The organism is Paraburkholderia sp. GAS334 (assembly GCF_050436625.1).
Classification (GTDB): Bacteria; Pseudomonadota; Gammaproteobacteria; order Burkholderiales; family Burkholderiaceae; genus Paraburkholderia.
Genome location: NZ_JBNDMO010000004.1, coordinates 1 through 20,764, shown reverse-complemented (window position 1 = coordinate 20,764; position 20,764 = coordinate 1). Strand labels below are relative to the sequence as shown.

Annotated in this window: 16 protein-coding genes; 7 read left to right on the top strand and 9 right to left on the bottom strand. The window is 62.1% G+C overall.

Annotated features, from left to right (window positions below; all coding sequences use genetic code 11):
- The first annotated feature begins 86 nt into the window (after positions 1 to 86).
- The 3 genes from P3T21_RS09035 to P3T21_RS09025 all read left to right on the top strand — a co-directional run bounded on the left by P3T21_RS09035 (position 87) and on the right by P3T21_RS09025 (position 3,783).
- Positions 87 to 1,091, top strand: a complete 1,005-nt coding sequence (locus P3T21_RS09035; RefSeq protein WP_429255590.1) for an autoinducer 2 ABC transporter substrate-binding protein — start codon at positions 87 to 89, stop codon at positions 1,089 to 1,091.
- Between the two features lie 70 nt (positions 1,092 to 1,161).
- Positions 1,162 to 2,712 carry a sugar ABC transporter ATP-binding protein gene (locus tag P3T21_RS09030; protein WP_429255589.1) on the top strand — a complete coding sequence of 517 codons (1,551 nt, stop codon included), beginning with the start codon at positions 1,162 to 1,164 and terminating at the stop codon, positions 2,710 to 2,712.
- A 24-nt stretch (positions 2,713 to 2,736) separates the two neighbouring features.
- On the top strand, positions 2,737 to 3,783 hold the full coding sequence (locus P3T21_RS09025; protein WP_429255588.1) for an ABC transporter permease: 1,047 nt from the start codon (positions 2,737 to 2,739) through the stop codon (positions 3,781 to 3,783).
- Positions 3,784 to 3,838: 55 nt separating this feature from the next.
- On the opposite strand, the gene P3T21_RS09020 is transcribed toward P3T21_RS09025, so the two are convergent.
- From P3T21_RS09020 to P3T21_RS09010, 3 genes are all read right to left on the bottom strand, one after another.
- On the bottom strand, positions 3,839 to 4,564 hold the full coding sequence (locus tag P3T21_RS09020; RefSeq protein WP_429255587.1) for a DeoR/GlpR family DNA-binding transcription regulator: 726 nt from the start codon (positions 4,562 to 4,564) through the stop codon (positions 3,839 to 3,841).
- A 189-nt stretch (positions 4,565 to 4,753) separates the two neighbouring features.
- A complete protein-coding gene (locus P3T21_RS09015) occupies positions 4,754 to 5,671 on the bottom strand; it encodes a LysR family transcriptional regulator (RefSeq protein WP_429255586.1) in 918 nt (305 codons plus the stop codon).
- Between the two features lie 210 nt (positions 5,672 to 5,881).
- Positions 5,882 to 6,271 carry a response regulator transcription factor gene (locus P3T21_RS09010; RefSeq protein WP_429255585.1) on the bottom strand — a complete coding sequence of 130 codons (390 nt, stop codon included), beginning with the start codon at positions 6,269 to 6,271 and terminating at the stop codon, positions 5,882 to 5,884.
- 191 nt (positions 6,272 to 6,462) lie between these two features.
- Here P3T21_RS09010 and P3T21_RS09005 point away from each other — a divergent pair, with 191 nt between their 5' ends.
- Complete coding sequence (locus P3T21_RS09005) at positions 6,463 to 8,223, top strand: hybrid sensor histidine kinase/response regulator (protein WP_429255584.1); 1,761 nt, start codon at positions 6,463 to 6,465, stop codon at positions 8,221 to 8,223.
- A 55-nt stretch (positions 8,224 to 8,278) separates the two neighbouring features.
- On the opposite strand, the gene P3T21_RS09000 is transcribed toward P3T21_RS09005, so the two are convergent.
- Both P3T21_RS09000 and P3T21_RS08995 read right to left on the bottom strand, forming a co-directional pair.
- Entirely contained in the window at positions 8,279 to 8,575 is a 297-nt protein-coding gene (locus P3T21_RS09000; RefSeq protein ID WP_429255583.1) for a hypothetical protein, read from the bottom strand.
- Between the two features lie 546 nt (positions 8,576 to 9,121).
- Positions 9,122 to 9,256: an entericidin A/B family lipoprotein gene (locus tag P3T21_RS08995; protein ID WP_115101171.1), complete on the bottom strand. Its 135-nt coding sequence runs from the start codon at positions 9,254 to 9,256 to the stop codon at positions 9,122 to 9,124.
- A 366-nt stretch (positions 9,257 to 9,622) separates the two neighbouring features.
- On the opposite strand from P3T21_RS08995, the gene P3T21_RS08990 reads away from it, so the two are divergent.
- Positions 9,623 to 12,520 (top strand): ATP-binding protein, encoded by a 2,898-nt coding sequence (locus P3T21_RS08990; RefSeq protein ID WP_429255582.1) that lies wholly within the window; start codon positions 9,623 to 9,625, stop codon positions 12,518 to 12,520.
- Between the two features lie 43 nt (positions 12,521 to 12,563).
- Here P3T21_RS08990 and P3T21_RS08985 read toward each other — a convergent pair whose 3' ends face one another.
- Together P3T21_RS08985 and P3T21_RS08980 are read right to left on the bottom strand one after the other, a co-directional pair.
- Positions 12,564 to 13,478 (bottom strand): LysR family transcriptional regulator, encoded by a 915-nt coding sequence (locus tag P3T21_RS08985; protein WP_429255581.1) that lies wholly within the window; start codon positions 13,476 to 13,478, stop codon positions 12,564 to 12,566.
- A 153-nt stretch (positions 13,479 to 13,631) separates the two neighbouring features.
- Entirely contained in the window at positions 13,632 to 15,089 is a 1,458-nt protein-coding gene (locus P3T21_RS08980) for a mechanosensitive ion channel domain-containing protein (RefSeq protein WP_429255580.1), read from the bottom strand.
- 241 nt (positions 15,090 to 15,330) lie between these two features.
- Between P3T21_RS08980 and poxB the strand changes: the two genes are divergently transcribed.
- A complete protein-coding gene (gene poxB, locus P3T21_RS08975) occupies positions 15,331 to 17,052 on the top strand; it encodes a ubiquinone-dependent pyruvate dehydrogenase (RefSeq protein WP_429255579.1) in 1,722 nt (573 codons plus the stop codon).
- A 126-nt stretch (positions 17,053 to 17,178) separates the two neighbouring features.
- Here the strand turns inward: poxB and P3T21_RS08970 are convergent, their stop codons facing one another.
- Both P3T21_RS08970 and kdgR read right to left on the bottom strand, forming a co-directional pair.
- Complete coding sequence (locus tag P3T21_RS08970; protein ID WP_429255578.1) at positions 17,179 to 17,844, bottom strand: hypothetical protein; 666 nt, start codon at positions 17,842 to 17,844, stop codon at positions 17,179 to 17,181.
- Positions 17,845 to 17,923: 79 nt separating this feature from the next.
- Positions 17,924 to 18,811 (bottom strand): DNA-binding transcriptional regulator KdgR, encoded by an 888-nt coding sequence (gene kdgR, locus P3T21_RS08965; protein WP_429255577.1) that lies wholly within the window; start codon positions 18,809 to 18,811, stop codon positions 17,924 to 17,926.
- Between the two features lie 399 nt (positions 18,812 to 19,210).
- Here kdgR and kdgT point away from each other — a divergent pair, with 399 nt between their 5' ends.
- Positions 19,211 to 20,227 (top strand): 2-keto-3-deoxygluconate transporter, encoded by a 1,017-nt coding sequence (gene kdgT / locus P3T21_RS08960; RefSeq protein ID WP_429255576.1) that lies wholly within the window; start codon positions 19,211 to 19,213, stop codon positions 20,225 to 20,227.
- The last annotated feature ends 537 nt before the right edge of the window (positions 20,228 to 20,764 follow it).

Sequence of the window (20,764 nt, the reverse complement as noted above, 5' to 3'; positions counted from 1 at the left end):
AAGGGTTTCAGTACGCGGCGGACATCGAGCCCTGGTTGTCCGCGACCGTGAAGAGGGGCGACATCGAACGATAGAGGAGACATTGCATGAAATTGACTCGACTGGGTGCCGCGCTCGCAGCGGGCGCCCTCACGGTAGGCGTGATCGCCGCTGCGCAGGCGGCAACCGACGAAACGATCGTCACGGTCGTCAAGGTGACCGGCATCAACTGGTTCAACCGGATGGACGACGGCGTCAAGGAGTTCGCGAAAGACAACCCCGGCGTGAAGGCGTATCAAACCGGTCCGGGCCGCGCGGATGCCGCGCAGCAGCTGAAGATCATCGAAGACCTGATCGCGAAGAAAGTCACCGCGATCGCCGTCGTGCCCTACGATCCGCCCACGCTGGAACCCGCGTTGAAGAAGGCGATGGATCGCGGCATCAAGGTCGTCACGCATGAAGCGGACAACGCGAAGAACACGATGGTCGACATCGAAGCCTTCGACAACACCGCATACGGCGCCGGCCTCAACGAGCGCCTCGCATCGTGCATGCATGACGACGGCAAGTGGGCCGTGCTGGTCGGTTCGCTCGGCAGCCGCTCGCAGGTGCAGTGGGCAGACGGCGGCATCGGTAACGCGAAAGCAAAGTATCCGAAGATGAATCTGGTCGAGCCGAAGCTCGAAACCAACAACGACGGTGAACGCGCATACGAAGTCGCGAAGGAAGTGTTGCGCAAGCATCCGGACCTGAAGGGCTTCCAGGGCTCGTCGTCGCTCGACGTGATCGGCATTGGTCGCGCGGTCGAAGAGGCCGGCATGCAGGGCAAGATCTGCGTGTACGGCACGGGTCTGCCGACCGAAGCGGGCAAGTTCCTCGAAAGCGGCGCTGTCAACGGCATCGCGTTCTGGGATCCGAAGCTCGCCGGTATCGCGATGAACAAGGTCGCGCAGATGCTGATCGACGGCAAGACGGTTGAGAACGGCGCCGATCTCGGCATTCCGGGCTACACGAAAGTCACGGTCGCGAAGGGACCGGGCAAGGGCATCATCGTGCGCGGCCAGGGCTGGGTGAACGTCGACAAGTCGAACTACAAGCAGTATCCGTTCTGATCGATGTGTCGCGGCGTGCCCGTCTTCCTGGGGGCACGCCTTTCCATCTGCGTATCTCTGACTCGCCATCATGAATCAAGACGTATCGTCACCGCAGTCCCAGTCATCGCAGCCTTTTCTGCAGGTAGTCGGCGTGCACAAGCGGTTTACTGGCGTGCATGCGTTGCGCGGCGTGAGCCTCTCGTTCGAGCGAGGCCAGATTTATCACCTGCTTGGCGAAAACGGCTGCGGCAAGAGCACGCTCATCAAGATCATTTCGGGCGCGCAACCGCCTGACGAAGGCGAACTGATTATCGAAGGCGTGCGGCATGCGCGGCTGTCTGCACTGGAATCGCTCGCGGCGGGCATTGAGACCGTGTATCAGGATCTGTCGCTGCTGCCGAACATGAGCGTCGCGGAAAACGTTGCGCTCACATCCGAACTGGCGGAACACGAAGGGCGGCTTGCGCGCACGTTCGACCGGCGCGCGCTGGCGCGCACCGCGGCCCGTGCGCTCGAAGCGGTCGGTCTGCCTGGCGACGCGGATTTTCAGGCGACGCTGATCGAAGAATTGCCGCTCGCGACGCGTCAACTCGTCGCGATTGCCCGCGCCATTGCGAGCGAAGCGAAGTTTGTCATCATGGATGAACCCACGACATCGCTTACGCAAAAGGAAGTCGACAATCTGATCGCCGTGCTCGCCAGGCTGCGCGCAGAGGGCGTCACGGTGCTGTTCGTCAGCCACAAGCTCGACGAGTGCTACGCAATCGGCGGTGAAGTGATCGTGCTGCGCGACGGGCAGAAGATGGCGCAGGGCCCGATTGCGCAGTACTCGAAAGCGCAGATCAGCGAGTTGATGACGGGACGTCATCTGTCGAACGAGCGTTATCGTGAAGGTGGCGTCGGGCGGGACGTCGTGCTCGATGTGCGCGGCTTTACGCGCGCTGGCCAGTTCAGCGATGTTTCATTCGCGCTGCACGGCGGAGAGATTCTGGGTATCACGGGCCTGCTTGATTCAGGACGTAACGAACTTGCGCGCGCACTGGCAGGCGTCGCACCCGCGCAGTCAGGGCAGGTCGTGCTCGACGGCAAGCCGGTTACACTGCGTACCCCGTCGGATGCGAAACATCATCGCATCGGCTATGTGCCAGAAGACCGCCTGAATGAAGGACTATTCCTCGATAAACCGATCCGCGACAACGTCATCACCGCGATGATATCCAGTCTGCGCGACCGCTTCGGCCAGATCGATCGTGCGCGCGCGCAGGCACTCGCGGAGCAGACAGTGAAGGATTTGCAGATCGCGACGCCTGGCATCGACAAGCCGGTGCAGTCGCTGTCGGGCGGTAATCAGCAGCGCGTACTGATCGGCCGCTGGCTTGCGATCGATCCGCGTGTGCTGATCCTGCACGGACCGACAGTTGGCGTCGACGTTGGATCAAAAGACATCATCTACCGCATCATGCAGCGCCTGTCGCAACGCGGCATCGGCATCATCCTGATCAGCGACGACCTGCCGGAACTCCTGCAGAACTGCGACCGTATCCTGATGATGAAGAAAGGGCGCGTCGCGAACGAATACAAAGCCGATGCACTGGACGAAGCCGACCTGTATCACGCGCTGCTTTCGGAAGCGGCATAGCTGGAATGAGAGGACGCACCCCGCATGAATTCGCGTATTAACCAGACCATGACCACTCCAACCGTTGTCGAAGTCGCGCCCAGGGTCAAGCCGCTCAGCGTGCGCGCGAAGTTCACGCGTAATCCCGAGTGGTTCACTGTTGCGCTGATTGCCGCCACGTGCCTGATCGTCGGTGCGATCAATCCACGCTTTTTCCAGCTTGCGACGCTCTTCGACCTGTTGCATTCGGCGACGACGATGTCGCTCTTCGCGCTGGGTACGCTCGTCGTGCTCGCGTCCGGCGGCATCGATGTGTCGTTTACCGCGATCGCTGCGCTAACCATGTACGGCATCACTAAAGCCGTGTTTGCGTGGTGGCCCGACGCGCCGTTCGCGTTGATCCTGATCACGGGAGCGCTCGGCGGAGTTGTACTCGGCATCATTAATGGACTGCTGGTTCACCGGTTGAAAGCGCCTTCGCTGATCGTGACGATTGGCACGCAGTATCTGTATCGTGGCCTTCTGCTGACGTTCATCGGCACGTCGTTCTTCATGAACATTCCGCACAGCATGGACCGGTTCGGGCGTATCCCGCTGTTTTTCTATCACACGGGTGACGGGCTGCGTGCGGTGTTGCCCGTCTCGGTGCTGGCGCTGGTGGCGGCAGCGTTCGTCACGTGGTGGTTGCTCAACCGGACGATGATGGGGCGCGGTGTCTATGCGATGGGCGGCAGTCTGACGATTGCCGAGCGGCTTGGCTACAACCTGCGCGCGATCCATCTGTTCGTGTTCGGCTATACGGGCATGCTTGCCGGCATCGCGGGCATTTTGCATGTGTCGAACAACCGTCTTGCCAATCCGTTCGATCTGGTCGGATCGGAACTGGATGTGATCGCAGCGGTGATCCTGGGCGGTGCACGCATCACGGGCGGCACGGGAACGGTAGTGGGGACGCTGCTCGGTGTCGTGCTGGTGACGCTGATCAATAGCGTGCTGATTCTGGTCGGCGTGCCGAGCACCTGGCAGAAGGTGATCATCGGCGCATTCATTCTGATCGCCGGGACACTCTTCGCATTGCAGCGCAAGAGCTGACGGCTTCGCTGCGTGATCCTGCGGCACGGCGGACTTCGTCGTGCTGCAGTCGCATTCACTTGCGCTTGCGCAGCTCCTGTCCTTTCTCGGTGATGATCGAATCGAAGTCGTCGATCTGCGAGAAACGCACCGCCTTCACGACGCCGAACTTGCTCATGTCCACCACGAGATGCCGCTCGACGGCACTCGCCATCGCGGCCTGCTTCAACGCGACTTCGTGAAAATTCCAGCAGGTCACGCCACGCGCAGTATCTACGCCGCCTGCGGAAATGAACGCCTTGTTGATCCCCATCCGACGCAGCATTTCGAGGCTTTCCTCGCCGGCGAATGAATCGGACGACGGCACGTAGACACCGCCCAGCAGGATCATTCGCACATTCGGCTTGCGCCGCAGAATCTCCGCGACATTCAGCGAATAGCACACGACGGTCACATGGCGCTCGACTGGAATCAGCCGCGCGAGCGTGGTGAGCGTCGTGCCGCAATCGATGAAAAGTGTTTCGTTGTCGCCGATAAGACCCGCCGCGACCGCTGAGGCTTCCGCCTTGGCCTGCGCGAAGTGGTCCTTTTCCTCTTCGAGTGAATAGCCGGCGTTGTTGGGCACATCTGTGGCGCTGACGATATAACCGCCGAGATAGGTGAACCGCTCGGGGCTGCCCGCGATATCGCGCCGGACGGTCATTTCAGATACGCCCAGCAATGTCGCGGCGTCACGCAGGCGCATCACGTTCTGCTTTGCCAGCGCATCGGCGAGGGCGCGGAGCCGGTCGGTTTTCAGCATGGAGGTCCTGGCGCGTAGCGTGGGTGCGCGTTATGTTTCGTTCGATTTCCTGAAAGAATTATAACAAGACGTCACGCGCACGGCGAGCCTGATGTGATGCTGAAAGTGCTGGGCCTACCCGGGTGGCGGCGGAAGAGGAGGCAGCGGGAAAGTCTGGCGAAACACGCGGTACGGCCGGCGGTGACGCACTTACAAGGCCTTGCCCTGCAAGCCAGGATACTTCGCGAAGAGCGCGTTGATCCAGTCGATGAAGAGCTTGAGCTTTTGCGGCAGATGCCGGTTCGGCACATAGAGCAAGGAGACCGGCCGTGGCTTCGCATTGAAAGGCCGAAGCACTTCCTGAAGCCGGCCGTCCCGAAGGTAGGGTTCGACGAGGTACATCGCGGTCTTGCCGAGTCCCAGACCGGCGAGTACGCACGCTACGTAAGCATCGGCGTCGTTGACAGACACTGCGCCTCTCATCGGTACACTTTTCGTTTCTCCGTCAACCAGAAACTCCCATATCCGCGGGCGACCGGTGTCGCCCGATATATAGTTCACCGCGACGTGCTGATCCAGGTCCGCGATCATCATGGGCGTGCCATACCGGGCCAGATAATCGGCGGAAGCGCACACGCATGTCGTCATGCTGCCGATGCGCTTTGCGACGAGCCCGGAATCCGCCAGCGCACCCACGCGCACGACACAGTCGACGCCTTCTCCGATCACGTCGACCTGACGGTCGGTGAGTCCGAGTTCGATATGGATGTCTGGATACTGCACGACGAATTCGGGCAATGCAGGGATGACGAGGTGTTTGGCCAGCGCAGTGGGAAGGTTGATCCTCAGACGTCCCTTTGGTGCCACCTTGGCCCGTGAAAGCGACGCTTCCATGTCGTCGATTTCACTGAGCACATTGACGCATCGCTGATAGTAGGCATGTCCGTCTTCCGTCAGCGAGACCTTGCGGGTAGTCCGGTTCATCAGCTTGCAGCCGAGGTGATGCTCGAGCGTCTGCAGCAGCTTCGACACGGTGGGCATGCTCATGCCGGAGGAGTCCGCCGCACGCGTGAGGCTTCCCGCCTCGACGATACGAACGAACACTCTCATTGCCTGAAGCGTATCCATGGTGCCGAACCCTGTCTTGAAGCGAAGCTTTGCTGTGCACTGGAAATCCGGGCAGTCTGGGAAGCTGACGAGAACCGCACTCAGCGTCACCCCAGTTCATCCCGTCTCGTTGGGCACCATGTCGACGACGAACTTCATTACCCAGCGGGACGCCCGGTAGACAAAGCAGAATCCGGCCGGAGCGGACCACGCGCATGAGTTGCCGGGCGTTCAGTGCGCGCCATTCCCTGCCGTCAGATCGGCGCGGGATCCGTCCAGTAGACCGCGAATCGCCTCTATCAGTCGACCGATGGGTGCGGGTTTCAGCAGCAGTACGTCCCACAATCGCTCCTTCGGATGAGGCGGCAACGCAGCTGACAGCATGACCACCGGAATCGTGGCTGTTGCCGCGTCGCCCTTCAATCGTCGGCACAGTTCAATGCCGTCTACCGTCGGCATCATCCAGTCTGTCACGATGAGATCCGGACATTCGCTAGCGACGACGATCAGACCCGCTGCCCCGTCCCTTGCCGTGAGGACGCGGTATCCCTCCTGCTCGATCAGAAATCGAAGCGGGCGCAGGATACTCGGGTCATCGTCAACAAGAAGTACGGTCGCCAATCCGGATGCCGCCGTCACACAAAGGGTAACTACCCGCTTTCGCAATAAACGTACCCAGTTGGATCAGGAGGCATCGCAGACAGCGCCGTCGGCATTCAGGCAATCCTGGTGATCAGCTTTCAGGCGACTACAATTCATTCAGCACTGCAATTTTTGCCACCCATAGCCACAAATTACAACCAGGAGGCCATATGGCCGAACCGTCTGCGTCAATCGCAGCGGAACGCGCGCGCAGCGCGGGCGCCCTGATCACACCAAGACTTGACGTACGTCCGCATCGCCCGCCTGATTTTGCGGCTGAGAGCAAGGCAATGCATCGTCTGGCGCAGGCGCTGACGTCTTCGGATGGGGCCATGCTGCAGACACTGTCGGACATGGCGCTGGACCTATGCGAGGCGGGCAGTGCGGGCATCGGCCTGTTGGAACGCGACGCCGACGGGACCCGGGTCTTCCGCTGGGTCACGGTTTCGGGTCAATGTGGCAACGTCGCTGGCACCGCCACCCCGATCGCCGACAGTCCGAGTGGGATTGCGCTCGAACTGGCCGCAGGGCAACTGTTTTCGTTTCCCCAGCGCCATTTCGCCTGTCTGGAAGGAGTCAATCCGCCCATCGTCGAGGAACTGGTCGTCCCGATCCCGGACGAGCCCGAGCCGTGGGGCACCCTGTGGGTGATGTCGCATGACCCGGAGCATCTCTTCGACAGCGAGGATCGCCGGATCCTGACCAGTCTCGCGCACTTCACCTGCGCTGCGCTCACGATTACCCGCGCGAAGGCCGACGCGGAAGCCCGGGCGGCGGAGGCGGAGACAGCGCGCAACGCGCTAGCCCTGGCGGAAGCGCGCAAGGACGATGTCATCGCCTTGCTCAGTCACGAACTGCGCAATCCCCTGGCGCCGATAGACAGTGCCATGGCGGCTGTGCGTAAGCTGTCCGCCGGCAATGCCGTCGTACTGTCTGCGCTGGATATCGCTGACCGGCAGATACGGTTAATGAAGCGACTCGTCGGCGATCTGCTGGACGCGTCCCGCATCAGGCATGGCAAACTTTCCGTGCATCCTTCGTACGGGTTGCTCCAGGATATCGTGGCGGACGCGGTGGCGGCGACGCAGGCCGAAATCAGGAACAATCAGCACCGGCTGACGGTCACGGTTCCTCGGTACCCGGTGCCGGTCTTCGCGGACCCCGCCCGTCTGACGCAGATTGTGTCGAACCTGCTGTCGAACGCGGTGAAATACACGCCTGCCGAGGGCGACATCACGTTACTGGTGGAGGCGCCGAACCCAGGCATCACGTCGACACCTGGGTCGTCGCCGCGCGAGGCGGTCATTACCGTAACGGACAATGGCATAGGCATTTCCCCTGCGTTGCTGCCCCACGTCTTTGACATGTTTGTCCAGTCGGCGTCTGCGAGAAAACGGGCGGAAGGCGGCCTTGGCATTGGACTCGCTGTCGTTAAGCATCTGGTGAAGGCCCACAACGGCACCGTCACCATTGCCAGCCCCGGTGAAGGCCTGGGAACGGCAGTCACCCTGCGGTTACCCATCGTCCGCGAAAGCGTGGACGAGCCCGCAATGAGCGCGACGCGCGTGCTGGCACCGATGCGCATGCTGCTGGTCGACGACAACGAAGACGCCGCGGACGCGCTAGGTACGCTGCTGGAACTGGAGGGCCACGAAGTACGGCGGGCATGCAGTGGACCCGACGCGCTCTCGATCGTGGAGTCCTTCACCCCGGACGTTGCGCTGATTGACGTCTGCATGCCCGGTATGGACGGCTTTGAGCTGGCCCAGCTGCTTCGTCTCCGGGCGCAATGCTGCCTGACAAGGCTGGTGGCGTTGACAGGCTACATCGATGGCGCGAGCAGACTCCCGTCCGACGATCGGATATTCGACTGCCACCTCACCAAGCCACTGTCGCTCGACGAGCTTGCGGATGCGCTGCGTCGCTTGTAGAACCTTATTCCAAGTGGCTGGGCCAGGCCACCCTCCGGTGAGGTATCCCGTGATTTCAATGCATGCTCGACGACGATGACTCACCCACGTCGAGCGTGGCCGCGACAACCCACGGCAGGGCACTCACCCGTCGTGCAATGTCCAGCACGTCCGCTCGAGAAATGGACTCGAAGGTGACCGTCATCTCGTCGAACTGATGTTTTCGATGGCAGTGAACCCGGGTCCGTCTCGCCTGGGACGCGTGCTGCCCCAACGCTTGCCAGACCGGGATAATCTTCAGCTGGCCCGCCGCCGCGCGCACCGTAATGCTCGACGCGATGGCGTCGGCCCGATGGTCGTCTTGATATGTCATTGCCATGATTACCTGATCAACGGTCGTACGTCGATTTGTCCTGTTGGCGAGACCATTGCCCCGCGCACGGAACCCAGGGATCTGAGGGCTTCATGGTGCGCTGCCGCACGCCAGTGGCAGGGTCGGCGAGGAGCGTCCCGCGGCGGTCGCGCACCCGTCCTGCACTCCTGCAATGCAGCGATCCGGACGGCCTTCGCAAAACGCTGGAGCGCATCCATCGACCCGGACACGCTGGTGTACTCCTGCCTGCCGATTCTTCCGTCTAAAAGCACCGCCAGTCCCGACTCACGCGCCAATCTGGATACGTTCATTTTCACTGCGCCGCCGTCTTTCGGTTTTGACGCCCTGGATGTGTTGCGACACCTTCGGAGAAGCATGTCACGTGCCCGAGCTAGACCGAAGGTGCTCCCTATTGCTGATCTCGAGAGCAACGTCACGGATCAGGCACCGTGACTGGAGAATCGACAAGACGCTCGCCGATCTTCACAAGCGCCGGCCAAAAAAGTGAAACGATGTCTATGACTCGCACTCCCTCGGTTGGCTCCCTTACTTGGATTCCTGTGCCTCATTCTTGATCGCCTGGCCACCCTTCGAAATGTCCTGGCCTGCGCCCGCCATCGTGTTGCAGCCGGCCAGAACTGCGGTACCAGCAATCAGCATCCATGCAATCAATCGAATCATTATCTTCCCCTTGTTCAAAGCAGGATCGCACCAGATTAATTTTAGACGATTCTGCGGTCGGTGCCTTTTCCCGGTTTGTTCCCGCAATCATCAAATACAGGCGACTGTTGCTTGAAGTGCCTGGCGTCTCGATCAGGGGATACGCCCACGGCAGTCGTCGAACGTTCAAAAATTTCGAGTTGATCAATCAAAATTTTGAGCTATTTGCGCACGACGAAGTCCCGTAAGATCCGATCGACAGGCAGGTAAAACATTCCTCATGGAGACGCGCCATGGCAAGCGGAAGCCATTGCTTCCGACAGCCGCAATAACCACACACAGACGACAGTGAAGATAGTGACGCACGCAAACCCGCAGCTGGATCCAGTGCCCTCCTCGAACCGCGCGGGGATCGTCCGTGTTGGACAACTGCATGTTTCTCTCGAACATCGGGAGATACGTCTCAATGGGGAACTGGTCCGCATCGGCAGTCGTGCGTTCGATATTCTCGAGACGCTGATCGCCGGTGACGGTGAACTCGTATCGAAGGACGCGCTCATGCAGCGCGTATGGCCCGATACGATCGTCGAGGAAAACAACCTGCAGGTGCAGATTGCGGCCGTGCGCAAGATTCTGGATCGCCATCGCGATCTGATCGTGACGGTCCCGGGTCGCGGATATCGTCTGACAGGTGTGGCGAAGGTATCGGAAGCGGACGAAGCGCGGCAGGGCGAAGGCGCACCCGTTCGTCAGCGATCAGGCAGGCACAATCTTCCGCAGCACGCGTCTGCGCTGATCGGCAGACAATCCACCGTCACCGGGTTACTGGAGTACATCGACCGCGCGCGGATCGTGACGCTCACAGGCTCAGGCGGGATTGGCAAGACGCGCCTCGCGATCGAGGCGGCGAGGGCGTTGCTGCCGATGTTCGCTGACGGCGTGGCGTTCGTCTCGCTCGCGCCCGTTTCTCATCCACAGTTTGCGCTCGATGCGCTCGCGACAGCGCTCAATACACGCGTATCGTGCTGCGACCTTTCGCTGGCGCATGTAGCTCACGAAATGCACGGCAAGCAGATGCTCATTGTGCTCGACAACTGCGAGCATGTCGTGGAGACCGCCGCGGCAATGGCGGATGTCCTGGCCGCGGCCAGCGACGGCATCCGCGTGCTGGCGACGAGCCGCGAAGCGCTGCGGGCCCGCGACGAAGTGGTCTATCAGGTACCGCCACTCGACGTGCCGAGCCCCGAAAACCGCAGCGATGAAGTATTGCAGGCGGGCGCGGTCCAGCTGTTTCTGTCACGTGCCCGCGCTATCGACCCGCATTTTTCGTCCGACGAGCGAAGCGTGTTTCTGACGGGAGAGGTGTGTCGCCGCCTCGACGGCATTCCGCTTGCGATCGAACTCGCTGCCGCACGCGCGGCTGCGCTCGGTATCGAAGTACTCGCGGCACGGCTCGACGACCGCCTTGGCATTCTGTCGGGTGGTTGCAGAACCGCGTTGCCGCGTCAGCAGACGTTGAAGGCGACGCTCGACTGGAGTTACCGGCTGCTCAACGAGACCGAGCGCGTGATCCTGCGCCGGCTGGGCGTGTTCGTCGACACCTTCACCTTCGATTCGATCTGCAGCGTCGGCGCAAGCATCGGTTTCGAGCAGACGGCTGTGATGGATGCGCTTGGCGGCCTCGTGTCGAAGTCGCTCGTCATTCGTACGGATGGCAGCGCGGACAGCAGCAGGACGCCGGGATACCGGTTGCTGGAAACGACGCGCGCCTACGCGCTGCAGCAACTCGAGGACAACGGAGAGCAGCGCGCGGCGGCACTCGCGCATGCAACCTGGTTCTGCGAGCGGTTCAAGCCATCGCAGGCTGAAGGGAAGGTCGGTCGCGCGGCTGGACAGCTCGAAGCGTTTCGTCTGGAACTGGGTAACGTGAGGGCTGCGCTCGACTGGGCGTTCTCCGCATCGGGCAACCGCGCGATCGGTATCGAATTGTCTGCGATCGCGGTGCCGTATCTGTTCGATCTGTCGCAGGTCGGCGAATGTTATAGCCGTGCACAGCTGGCGCTGGATGCCGCACGCGAGACAGACGATATCGATGTGTCCGGCGAAGCCCGGCTCACGCTTGCGACGACCCTTGCGGCATCGATGGTGTACACGCATGGTCCCTCAAGGCAGGTACTGCATGCGTGGTCCGAAGTGCTCACGATGGCGGTGAACATGGGCAACATCGCCTTCGAGATACGCGCTTTGTGCGGCCTGTGGCATGCAAGCCAGACCGGCGGCAAGGCCCGTCAGGCGCTTGCATTCGCGAGGCGTTTCGACGAGCGCGCCCGCCCGCTGAAGGACGTCACCCACACATTGATCGGTCGGCGTCTGGAAGGCGTCGCACTGCACTACCTCGGCGAGCAGGGCGCGGCGCGCCAGAAGCTCGAGGCGATGCTGAGCGCGTGGGTGCCTTCGACGCACCGATGGGACACGGTCGGTGCGAGGATCGAGCACGGAATCGTTGCGCAGGCGATGCTCGCGCGCGTGATGTGGGCGCAGGGCGAAACGTCGCTCGCCATGCGGCACGCGAACGAGGCGCTGGACGCTGCGCTCCGGCACGACTTCGAACTCGTCACCTGCTATGTGCTCGGCGAGTCGTTCATTCCCCTTGCGTTGCTCACAGGTGATCTCAGCGCAGCGGAACGCGGCATCGCGACGCTGAAATGTACGTCGTCGCGGGCATCGCTGCCGATCTGGCTTGCATGCAGCACGTGTTACGAGGAACACCTTCATTCGCTGTCAGCCGAAGCGCCGCACCGGCTGGCGAAATTCCGCCACGCACTCGACGGTCTTCGTGCACTCGGCCTCCTCGCGCCTTTAACCCTGCTGCAATGCCAGCTTGCTGGCGCGTTGATGCGCGAGGGGCGATACGGCGATGCACTGGCCGCGGTCAACGAAGCCCTGCGGCAATGCGACGAAACAGGTGAGCAGTGGTACTACGCCGAACTGTGCCGCGTAAAGGGCGAATTGACCCGCGTCACACAAGGCGATGCGGACGCGGCCGCCTGGTTCACGGCTGCGCTCGAATCGGCGCGGCGTCAGGGCGCGACAGTACTCGCACTCCGCGCCGCGCGCAGCCTCGCGCGATTCTGGGCGGAGCAGAACCGTGCCGATGATGCGCACGGACTGCTATCGTCGATCCTGTCGGACGCCTGCGCCCATGTCGACGGCCCGGATATCGACGAAGCGCGCGCGGCGCTCGTCGAACTGGAGAAGGCGATTTCGGAAACCAGCGACACGTAGCTTGACCCGCCGTGTTTCAGCACGTAGACGAAAGCGCTGCGTATCACGCGTACCGGTATCCGATAAAGCGATCCACCAGGTCGGGCAGATCGAGGCGATCGAGCCACCAGCGCATCGCCTGACCCGTTTCGTCTTCGCGCCAGGCGAGATAGAAATGCGTCACGTCGCGCATGCCGATGAGTTGCCTTGCGACGAGTTCGCCGCGCGCGATGGGTTCCGTCGCGAGGCACTCCGGCAATGTGCCGACGGCAAGCCCTTCGATATGGGCGGCCAGCTTGCTGGCGAGCGTCGGCAGCGAAATGCAGTCCTGGGTGGCTGCCGCGCCAACCGTGCGCGGCAGCAGTTCGCGCGACGTGTCGCGGATCACCGCGCCGCGATAGCGCGCGACCGTCTCCATCGTGAGCGGTTCGGGCAGCTGCGCAAGCGGATGATCGGGTGACGTGACAAAGACGTGACGCATCGAGCCGATCGAACGGAACGCCAGATTCGGCACGTTCGGCGGATCGCCGGCTGCGCCAACCACGAGATCGGCGCGACGCGTGATCAACGCATCCCAGGTGCCACCCAGTACTTCGCGCGACAGGTGCAGCCGCGTATCGATGCTCGCCTCGTAAAACGCACGCACGTGCGGCCAGATCGCATCGAATGGCAGAATCTCGTCGATGCAGATCCGCAATTCGGCTTCCCATCCCTGCTTGACGCGTTGCACCTTGCGTTCAAGCTCTTCCGCGCCCTGCAGCAGCCGTCTGCCTTCTTCGACGACCACGCGGCCCGCGTGCGTGAATTTTGCCCGCCGCCCGCTACGGTCGAAGAGCGGCGTTTCGAGGTCGCTCTCGAGCTTCTGCACCAGATAACTCAGCGAGGACGGGACGCGATGCAGGGTCTCGGCCGCTTCTGCAAACGTGCCTGTGCGGTCAATTGCATCGAGGGCTTCCAGGACTTCGAAAGAGAGCTTCATCAGAGGATTTCCGGGAGACAGGTATCTGTCCCGATTGTCGCATCGGGTCGCCCGTGCGGAAACGGGCTTTTAGGGTCATTTAATAACTCTTTAGCCTGCACGCGGCGACATGGATTGCAGGCGCCCGTGCGTCGTAGCGCCGGCGGGCGTCCGCTATGTTGTGAGGTCGTGCAGCCTGCGCATCCCGTCGCGCAGCCAGTTCGTCAGCGCCCAGCCGGTTTCAGCCGGCGCGGAGGGCTCGTTTTCCAGCTTGCGCAGCGCATCCTGCTGCCCGGATAGCACGTGACACATCTGCTGGCCGATTTCGGGCCGGCTCTTGAGTACCGGCGTGAGGTCCACCTTATCGAGCCGGTAGAGCGCCGCAGTGGTCAGCGCGGTGAGTGTCGCGCGGATCGGCAGACCCGCGAGGACGCCTGCCTCGCCGATGGCGTCGCCGGGGCCGAGGCGCGTCGCGGGTGAAGTACCCGAACCGGGCGCATCTTCGACCTTGACCACACCGGACTCAACGACCAGCAGATAGTCGGTCTGTGCATCGGACGATACGATCACCTGACCCGGTTCATATTCGTGACGGGACATTCTTGTCGAAAGCGCCTTGACTTCGTCGCCCCCCAGCGCGTGAAAGAGCCGCACCTGCGACAGCAACTGCTGTCGACGATCGACATCGCGACGTGGCTGCGCCGGCACGCCGAGCGGACGCAATTCGACGCCGGCGGCATACAGGTGCCGGTAACACAGGTCGTACAGTTCGTTCGTCGCCTGGGTCTTCCTCGCCATGTCGTCGACGTAGGCCATCACCTCGTAGTGCATCGCGTTGGCCGACGCGGCCTTGACGACTGCATACGGCTCTGGCGCACCCAGCACGATGCTGGCGTTGGCGAGCGCGCTGTTCAGCGCGGCAAGCACGACGGCAGGGCGCTCTTCAGGAGAGATTTCCAGCGTGATCGATACGCCGTGCAATGCGGAAGGACGGCTGTTATTGACGATCTTCGCCTTGGCCGCGACGTTATTCGGCACGATCACGATGTTGCCCTGCGATGTGAGCAGATGCGTGGCGCGCCAGTTCATCTCCGTGACCCGTCCTTCAACGCCGTCGATGTTGACCCAGTTCCCGATGTGATACGGCTCCGTCGTGTTGAGTACGATGCCCGCGAACACATCGCTCAACGTGCTCTGTATCGCGAGGCCGACAACGATCGCCAGGGCGCCCGACGTGGCCGCCAGCCCGCCAATCGGGATATTGAGTACGAAACCGAGTGAGGCCACCGCAGCAGCCAGGAAGACGATGGCGCCGAACACGTCCTGAAAGAGCCGGTCGCGATGCCAGCTGCGTGCCGCAAAGAGTGCGTCCAGTATGAGCGTGAGAAGCCGCGCGCCGTTAAGCCACCAGACCACCTCGAGAAACTGCGCGGCGATATGCCGGGGGAACGAATCTTCCGGCGCGGGCGGCGTCAACGGGCTCAGACCGGAGCCGAACAGCACGAGGCTCAGCAGGCCGAAGATCAGCAGGCGGGCGACGAGACGAAGCAGGTCCCGCCGCGGAAACGCGGCACGCCAGAGCACGATGTCCAGCGCGACGAGCAGCAAGCCATATATGAGCGGATCTTTCACGTGATGTGTCCATTGCCAGCATGGATGAAAGTCTCATCGAAAACTCAGGCGACTGCCACTGATTTATAAGCTATCTGGCCCAATCGCAGATAAAAGTTATGAATCGTTCTGAACTCCGATGTACATGGCGACTCTGAATGTTTCTGTGCATTCAGGACTTTCAGGCGCGCCGTACGTACGCTTGCGAGAGAGAACCGGCCGCACGCCGGTTTGACTTTACGCACGCTTCAAGGAGGAGCACATGGCCACACAAACGGTTGCCGACTATCTGGCAAGGACGCTCGCCGCAGCGGGTGTCGAACGGATCTGGGGCGTGACAGGCGACAGCCTGAATGGTCTCGCATACAGTCTCGATCAGGTCGGCTCGATCCGGTGGATGCATACGCGCCACGAAGAAGTCGCGGCGTTTGCCGCGGGTGCCGATGCGGCAGCGACCGGACGTCTCGCGGTCTGCGCCGGCAGTTGTGGGCCAGGCAATCTTCATCTGATCAACGGGCTCTTCGATTGCCACCGGAACCAGCAGCCGGTGCTCGCAATCGCTGCGCATATTCCGTCGACTGAGATTGGCCTTGGCTACTTTCAGGAAACGCATCCGCAGGATCTCTTCAAGGAGTGCAGCCACTTTGTGGAACTGGTGTCGAACGCGTCGCAGTTTCCGCGCGTGCTGGAGCGTGCGATGCGCGCAGCCGTCGAGGAGCGCGGCGTCGCGGTGATCGTTCTGCCGGGCGACATCGCGCTCAGCGAGTGTCGCGCCACCGTGCCTCAATGGAACGTGAACAGCCCGTCCACGATCCTGCCGGCGGAATCCGACATCGACCGGCTGGCGTCGATACTGAACGGTTGCGAAGCGGTGACGATCATGTGCGGCAGTGGTGTCGCGGGCGCGCATGCGGAAGTCGTCGAACTGGCCGACACGCTGGGCGCGCCGATTGTCCATGCGTTGCGCGGCAAACAGTTCATCGAATACGACAACCCGTTCGACGTCGGCATGACCGGGCTCATCGGCTTCAGTTCCGGCTATCACGCGATGATGTCCTGCGACACGCTACTCCTGCTCGGTTGCGATTTTCCGTACCGGCCTTTCTATCCGCCCGAGGCGAAGATCGTGCAGATCGACCGCAAGGGTTCGCAACTGGGCCGTCGTACGCCGCTTGCGCTGGGGCTTGTGGGCACGGTCAAGGAAACCGTCGCGGCGCTGTTGCCGAAGCTGCAGCGCAAGACAGATCGCGCGTTTATCGACAAGGCGCGCAAGCACTATCTGTCGGCCCGCAAGGGGCTCGATGAACTCGCGACGCCCTCAGGGCCTGGCAGACCCATCCATCCGCAGTACCTGACCCGTCTGATCGACGAAGTGGCAAGCGACAACGCAGTCTTTACCGCCGACGTCGGCACACCCACGCTGTGGGCAGCGCGTTATCTGACAATGAACGGCAAGCGGCAACTGCATGGCTCGTTCAATCACGGATCGATGGCGAACGCGATGCCGCAGGCGCTGGGCGCCCAGGCCGCCCATCCGGACCGGATGGTCGTTTCACTGTCAGGCGATGGTGGATTGTCGATGCTGCTGGGCGACCTGCTGTCGGCGCGCCAGCTCAACCTGCCGATCAAGGTGGTGGTGTTCAACAACAGCCTGCTCGGATTCGTATCGATGGAGTTGAAGGCTGGCGGCTACCTCGATACGAACGTGGACCTGAGCAAGACGGACTTCGCGGCGATTGCGCAAGGCGCGGGTATTTTCAGTCTGCGTGTAACGGAATCGGAGGCACTCGAAGCCGCACTTCAGGAAGCGTTTGCGCATCCCGGTCCCGCGCTCGTGGACGTAGTCACGTCGAAACACGAGCTGGCGATGCCGCCCAGCATCGAACTGGCGCAGGCCAAGGGCTTCAGCCTGTATATGCTGCGCGCGGTGTTGAGCGGGCGGGGTGACGAGATCGTTGAACTCGTGAAGACGAACCTGCGTTAGTGGCGCGTTGATTGATATGAACGGCGTGGTTTCGTATGCGATGTCAGCGAGGCCATGGATTCGCCGGGCTGCAAGCGTCAACTGCCTCGCAGATGCGCGACAGTTGACGCTTCGCGGTTCACCTGCCTACTGCGTGCTCGGCCGGTTGGACTGCGGCGGTTTCGGCGGAGGCGGCAGCGCCGGATCGGGTTTGGAGGACTCCCTGACCAGTTCTTCCGTCATCGCCGCCGCGACCTGGTTCGAGCCGCGGCGATGCAGGCCGTCACGAACGGATGGGTCCGGCGGCGGCAGCGCCGGATCGGGTTTGGAGGACTCCCTGACCAGTTCGTCCGTCATCGCGGTCGAGACCTGGTTCGAGCGGCGACGATTCAGATCGTCATGGCCACGCTCTTTTCCCGGCACCGGGGCTGCCTTCGAACCGAGGGACGCCTGAGCGTCGGCTGAGTCGAGCGTACGGGTCGGCTGTTGATGCGGCTGTACTTCGGGCTTCGGTTCTTGTGCAACGCTCCTGACTGCCGGAACGGATTCTGGCACCACGTTCCTGGCCGGAGACGGCTGCGGCGCTTTTGCGGTGCCGTCGTTGCTCCTGGCAGACGGCGCTGCGCTGGCCACACTTCCCATCGTTACCTGAGCGCCGAATCGGGAATCGACCCCTGCCGTTATCGCGGCGCTGTCCCTCCCGGCGCTGACCTCTACCGGAGACGGGTCACCTTTAGGGGACAGTAAGTAAGAGACAAATCCCAACTCAACCAGTAACAGCCCCACTATCAATATCTTGCCTGTATTCGTCATACCTAACCATCGATTGTTCAAGCGATTCGATTCACCAATGATAATCGACTACTCGCCAAACACGTCAGACGGTGTTCTTTCAACGCTGCGCGGCGGCCGCATGCTCCGGTGCTGTCGTTTCGCGATAGCCGAGCCGCGCCGAGATCGCGAGACCCGACTGCCTGAGGAGGGCGACGTAGTGCGATTTCGTGTCGGCGCCGCAGCGCATCGTCGGGAACGAAATCGACAGGCCGGCGATCACGTGGCCAAAGCGGTCGAATACCGGCACCGCGAGACACTGAAGCCCTTCCTCCTGTTCCTCGTTGTCCTCGCCGTAGCCTTGCTCGCGCACGTGCGGCAGGATGCTCAGAACGGCGTCGGCGGACGCAAGCGTCTTTGGAGTCGACTTGCGAAATTCGACGTGCGAGAGCACTTCGCGCGCGTCGGCCGCGCTCATCCACGCGAGCAGCACCTTGCCAATCGCCGTGCTGTGCAGCGGATTGCGGCGGCCGATTCGCGACTGCATCCGCAGCCCGTAGTCGGCGTCGATCTTGTGGATGTAGATAATGGCGTCTTCGTCGAACGCGCCGAGGTGGACCGCCTCGCGGGTGGCCTGGGCGATGCGGCGCATCTCGACGTCGGCCTCGCGCACGAGATCGACGCTCTCCAGCGCCTTCGCGCCTAGTTCGAACAGGCGAATCGTCAACCGGTAGCGTTCCGTTTCGACTTCCTGCGTGACATAGCCGAGTGCCTTCAGCGTCTGAAGCGCGCGGTGCACGGTGGTCTTGGACATGCCGAGCCGTTGCGACAGCTCGCTGATGCCGATCTGTCCGCTGTCGCCGACCGCACCAAGAATCGCGAATACCCTCCCGATCGACGAAGCCGATTCGCCCCTGTCGTTGCACGTGCCACCGTTGCCATCAGCGCTATCCGCGTCTTGCACGTGTGCGGCGGCGTCGTCTCTGCGCTGTTTGCCCGTTGCTGTCATTAATGTCATTTCCTGTCGATGCCATGCGCAGAGAGCATACCGCTTCCCGCGCGACCTGCGGGCTAGCGCGCCAGCCACCCGCCGTCCACGCAAGGGTGTGGCCATGCACACTTTCTCCAGTCAGATTGCGCGCTTTGCCGCGGCGCCGGTCTGGCCTCGGCTGCAGCCTGGAATCTCAGAATTGGAACAATGGTCCGAAATCTTTGCATTGCGGCGTCGAGTCTGACAAGGCTATCAAATAGCTTCCGGGTAAACGACGAGGCTGGAATTTCTCGTAATCGGAACAGCGTTCCTGTCGCGATGCTATATTGCGCCGAAAGGGAGCAGCCCGACGCCAGATCGGGACATCATCCCGGGTGATTCCACCCGACAACTGGACGCGAAGTCCATGGAGGAGACATGAAGCTCAAGAGGGCCATCGACCGTATTCCAGGCGGCCTGATGCTGGTGCCGTTGCTGCTCGGCGCGTGTGTCCACACGTTCGCGCCGGGCGCGGGGAAATACTTCGGGTCGTTCACGAATGGACTGATAACCGGCACCGTACCGATTCTGGCCGTGTGGTTCTTCTGCATGGGTGCAACGATCGACCTGCGGGCGACAGGCACGGTCTTGCGCAAGTCCGGCACGCTGCTCGCGACCAAAATGGCAGTGGCGTGGATCGCGACGCTCGTCGCCTCGCACTTCATTCCTGTCGACGGCATCAAGGCAGGGCTGTTCGCCGGCCTCTCGGTGCTCGCGATCACGACGTCGATGGACATGACCAACGGCGGTCTCTATGCGGCGGTGATGCAGCAATATGGCACGAGGGAGGAGGCGGGCGCGTTCGTGCTGATGTCGATCGAATCCGGGCCGCTCGTCAGCATGATCATCCTCGGCGCGACCGGGGTCGCGTTCTTCGAACCGCGGCTCTTTGCCGGCGCAGTGCTGCCGTTCCTGATCGGCTTCGTGCTGGGTAACCTCGACAGCGAGCTGCGCGACTTCTTTGGCCGCTGCGTGCATCCGCTGATTCCGTTCTTCGGTTTCGCGCTCGGCAACGGCATCGACCTGAACGTGATCGTCACGAGCGGCTTCCCTGGCATCGTGCTTGGTCTCGCGGTGATCGTCGTGACGGGCATTCCGCTGATCCTCGCGGACCGCTGGATCGCGGGCGGCAACGGCGCGGCGGGGCTGGCGGCGTCGTCGACGGCGGGGGCAGCCGTGGCGAACCCGGCCATCATCGGCGAGATGATTCCGCGCTTCAAGCCGCTGGTGCCGGCCGCCACGGCCATGGTCGCGACAGCCTGTCTCGTGACGGCGGTTCTCGTGCCGATTCTCACCGCGCTATGGGTGCGTAGACATCACGCGCGCGACGCGTTGCGTGCGGAGCTCGCAGGGGCTACGGCGCAGCCGCTCAACGAGCAGGACGTGCGCGTTTAGTGACGCATGGAGCGGGTCGTTCGCGACCTGAACAGTGGTTTCGCAATTCAAAGTGGAGCGGCCGTCCGACGCGCGCGTCCAACGCGCGGTCTGACACGTCAATGCCTGGAGATTCGATCGATCGGCCATGAAAAAGGATACCGGTGCTGGGCGCGCCGGTATCCGCCACCGCGCGCTGAGATGGATGCGCAATCATGTTGTGCTTGGGTCAGCCGGGAACGATTGGATAGACAAACTACCAGGGATTCAAGTTGACATAAGATAAATTATCGAGTTTTCTGGTGTAGTAGCTTTATAGAAATGTCGTGTTCTAGCCATTCAGAAATGTCGTGTTCTGGTCTCGGTATGCTTGCCGGTTCCCCGCGGGACGACGGAGCCGGCCATGCATCCAGCTGCACTGGTGACTTTGAACATGCGAGAACTCGACCGTCTGAAGGTAATCCAGTCCGTGGTGGACATGCGGCTCAAGCCCGGACGCGCGGCCGAGCGTCTGGGCCTGACCGTACGGCAGGTCCAACGTCTGGTAGTCCGTTACCG

Bases quoted from the DNA above. Each gene is read 5' to 3' on its own strand.
- P3T21_RS08985 (WP_429255581.1), bottom strand. From the start codon at position 13,478: ATGAAGCTCTCTTTCGAAGTCCTGGAAGCCCTCGATGCAATTGACCGC.
- poxB (WP_429255579.1), top strand. From the start codon at position 15,331: ATGGCCACACAAACGGTTGCCGACTATCTGGCAAGGACGCTCGCCGCA.
- P3T21_RS09005 (WP_429255584.1), top strand. From the start codon at position 6,463: ATGGCCGAACCGTCTGCGTCAATCGCAGCGGAACGCGCGCGCAGCGCG.
- P3T21_RS09030 (WP_429255589.1), top strand. From the start codon at position 1,162: ATGAATCAAGACGTATCGTCACCGCAGTCCCAGTCATCGCAGCCTTTT.
- P3T21_RS09020 (WP_429255587.1), bottom strand. From the start codon at position 4,564: ATGCTGAAAACCGACCGGCTCCGCGCCCTCGCCGATGCGCTGGCAAAG.
- P3T21_RS08995 (WP_115101171.1), bottom strand. From the start codon at position 9,256: ATGATTCGATTGATTGCATGGATGCTGATTGCTGGTACCGCAGTTCTG.
- P3T21_RS09000 (WP_429255583.1), bottom strand. From the start codon at position 8,575: ATGACATATCAAGACGACCATCGGGCCGACGCCATCGCGTCGAGCATT.
- kdgR (WP_429255577.1), bottom strand. From the start codon at position 18,811: ATGACAGCAACGGGCAAACAGCGCAGAGACGACGCCGCCGCACACGTG.
- P3T21_RS09015 (WP_429255586.1), bottom strand. From the start codon at position 5,671: ATGGATACGCTTCAGGCAATGAGAGTGTTCGTTCGTATCGTCGAGGCG.
- P3T21_RS08970 (WP_429255578.1), bottom strand. From the start codon at position 17,844: ATGACGAATACAGGCAAGATATTGATAGTGGGGCTGTTACTGGTTGAG.
- kdgT (WP_429255576.1), top strand. From the start codon at position 19,211: ATGAAGCTCAAGAGGGCCATCGACCGTATTCCAGGCGGCCTGATGCTG.
- P3T21_RS09025 (WP_429255588.1), top strand. From the start codon at position 2,737: ATGAATTCGCGTATTAACCAGACCATGACCACTCCAACCGTTGTCGAA.
- P3T21_RS09035 (WP_429255590.1), top strand. From the start codon at position 87: ATGAAATTGACTCGACTGGGTGCCGCGCTCGCAGCGGGCGCCCTCACG.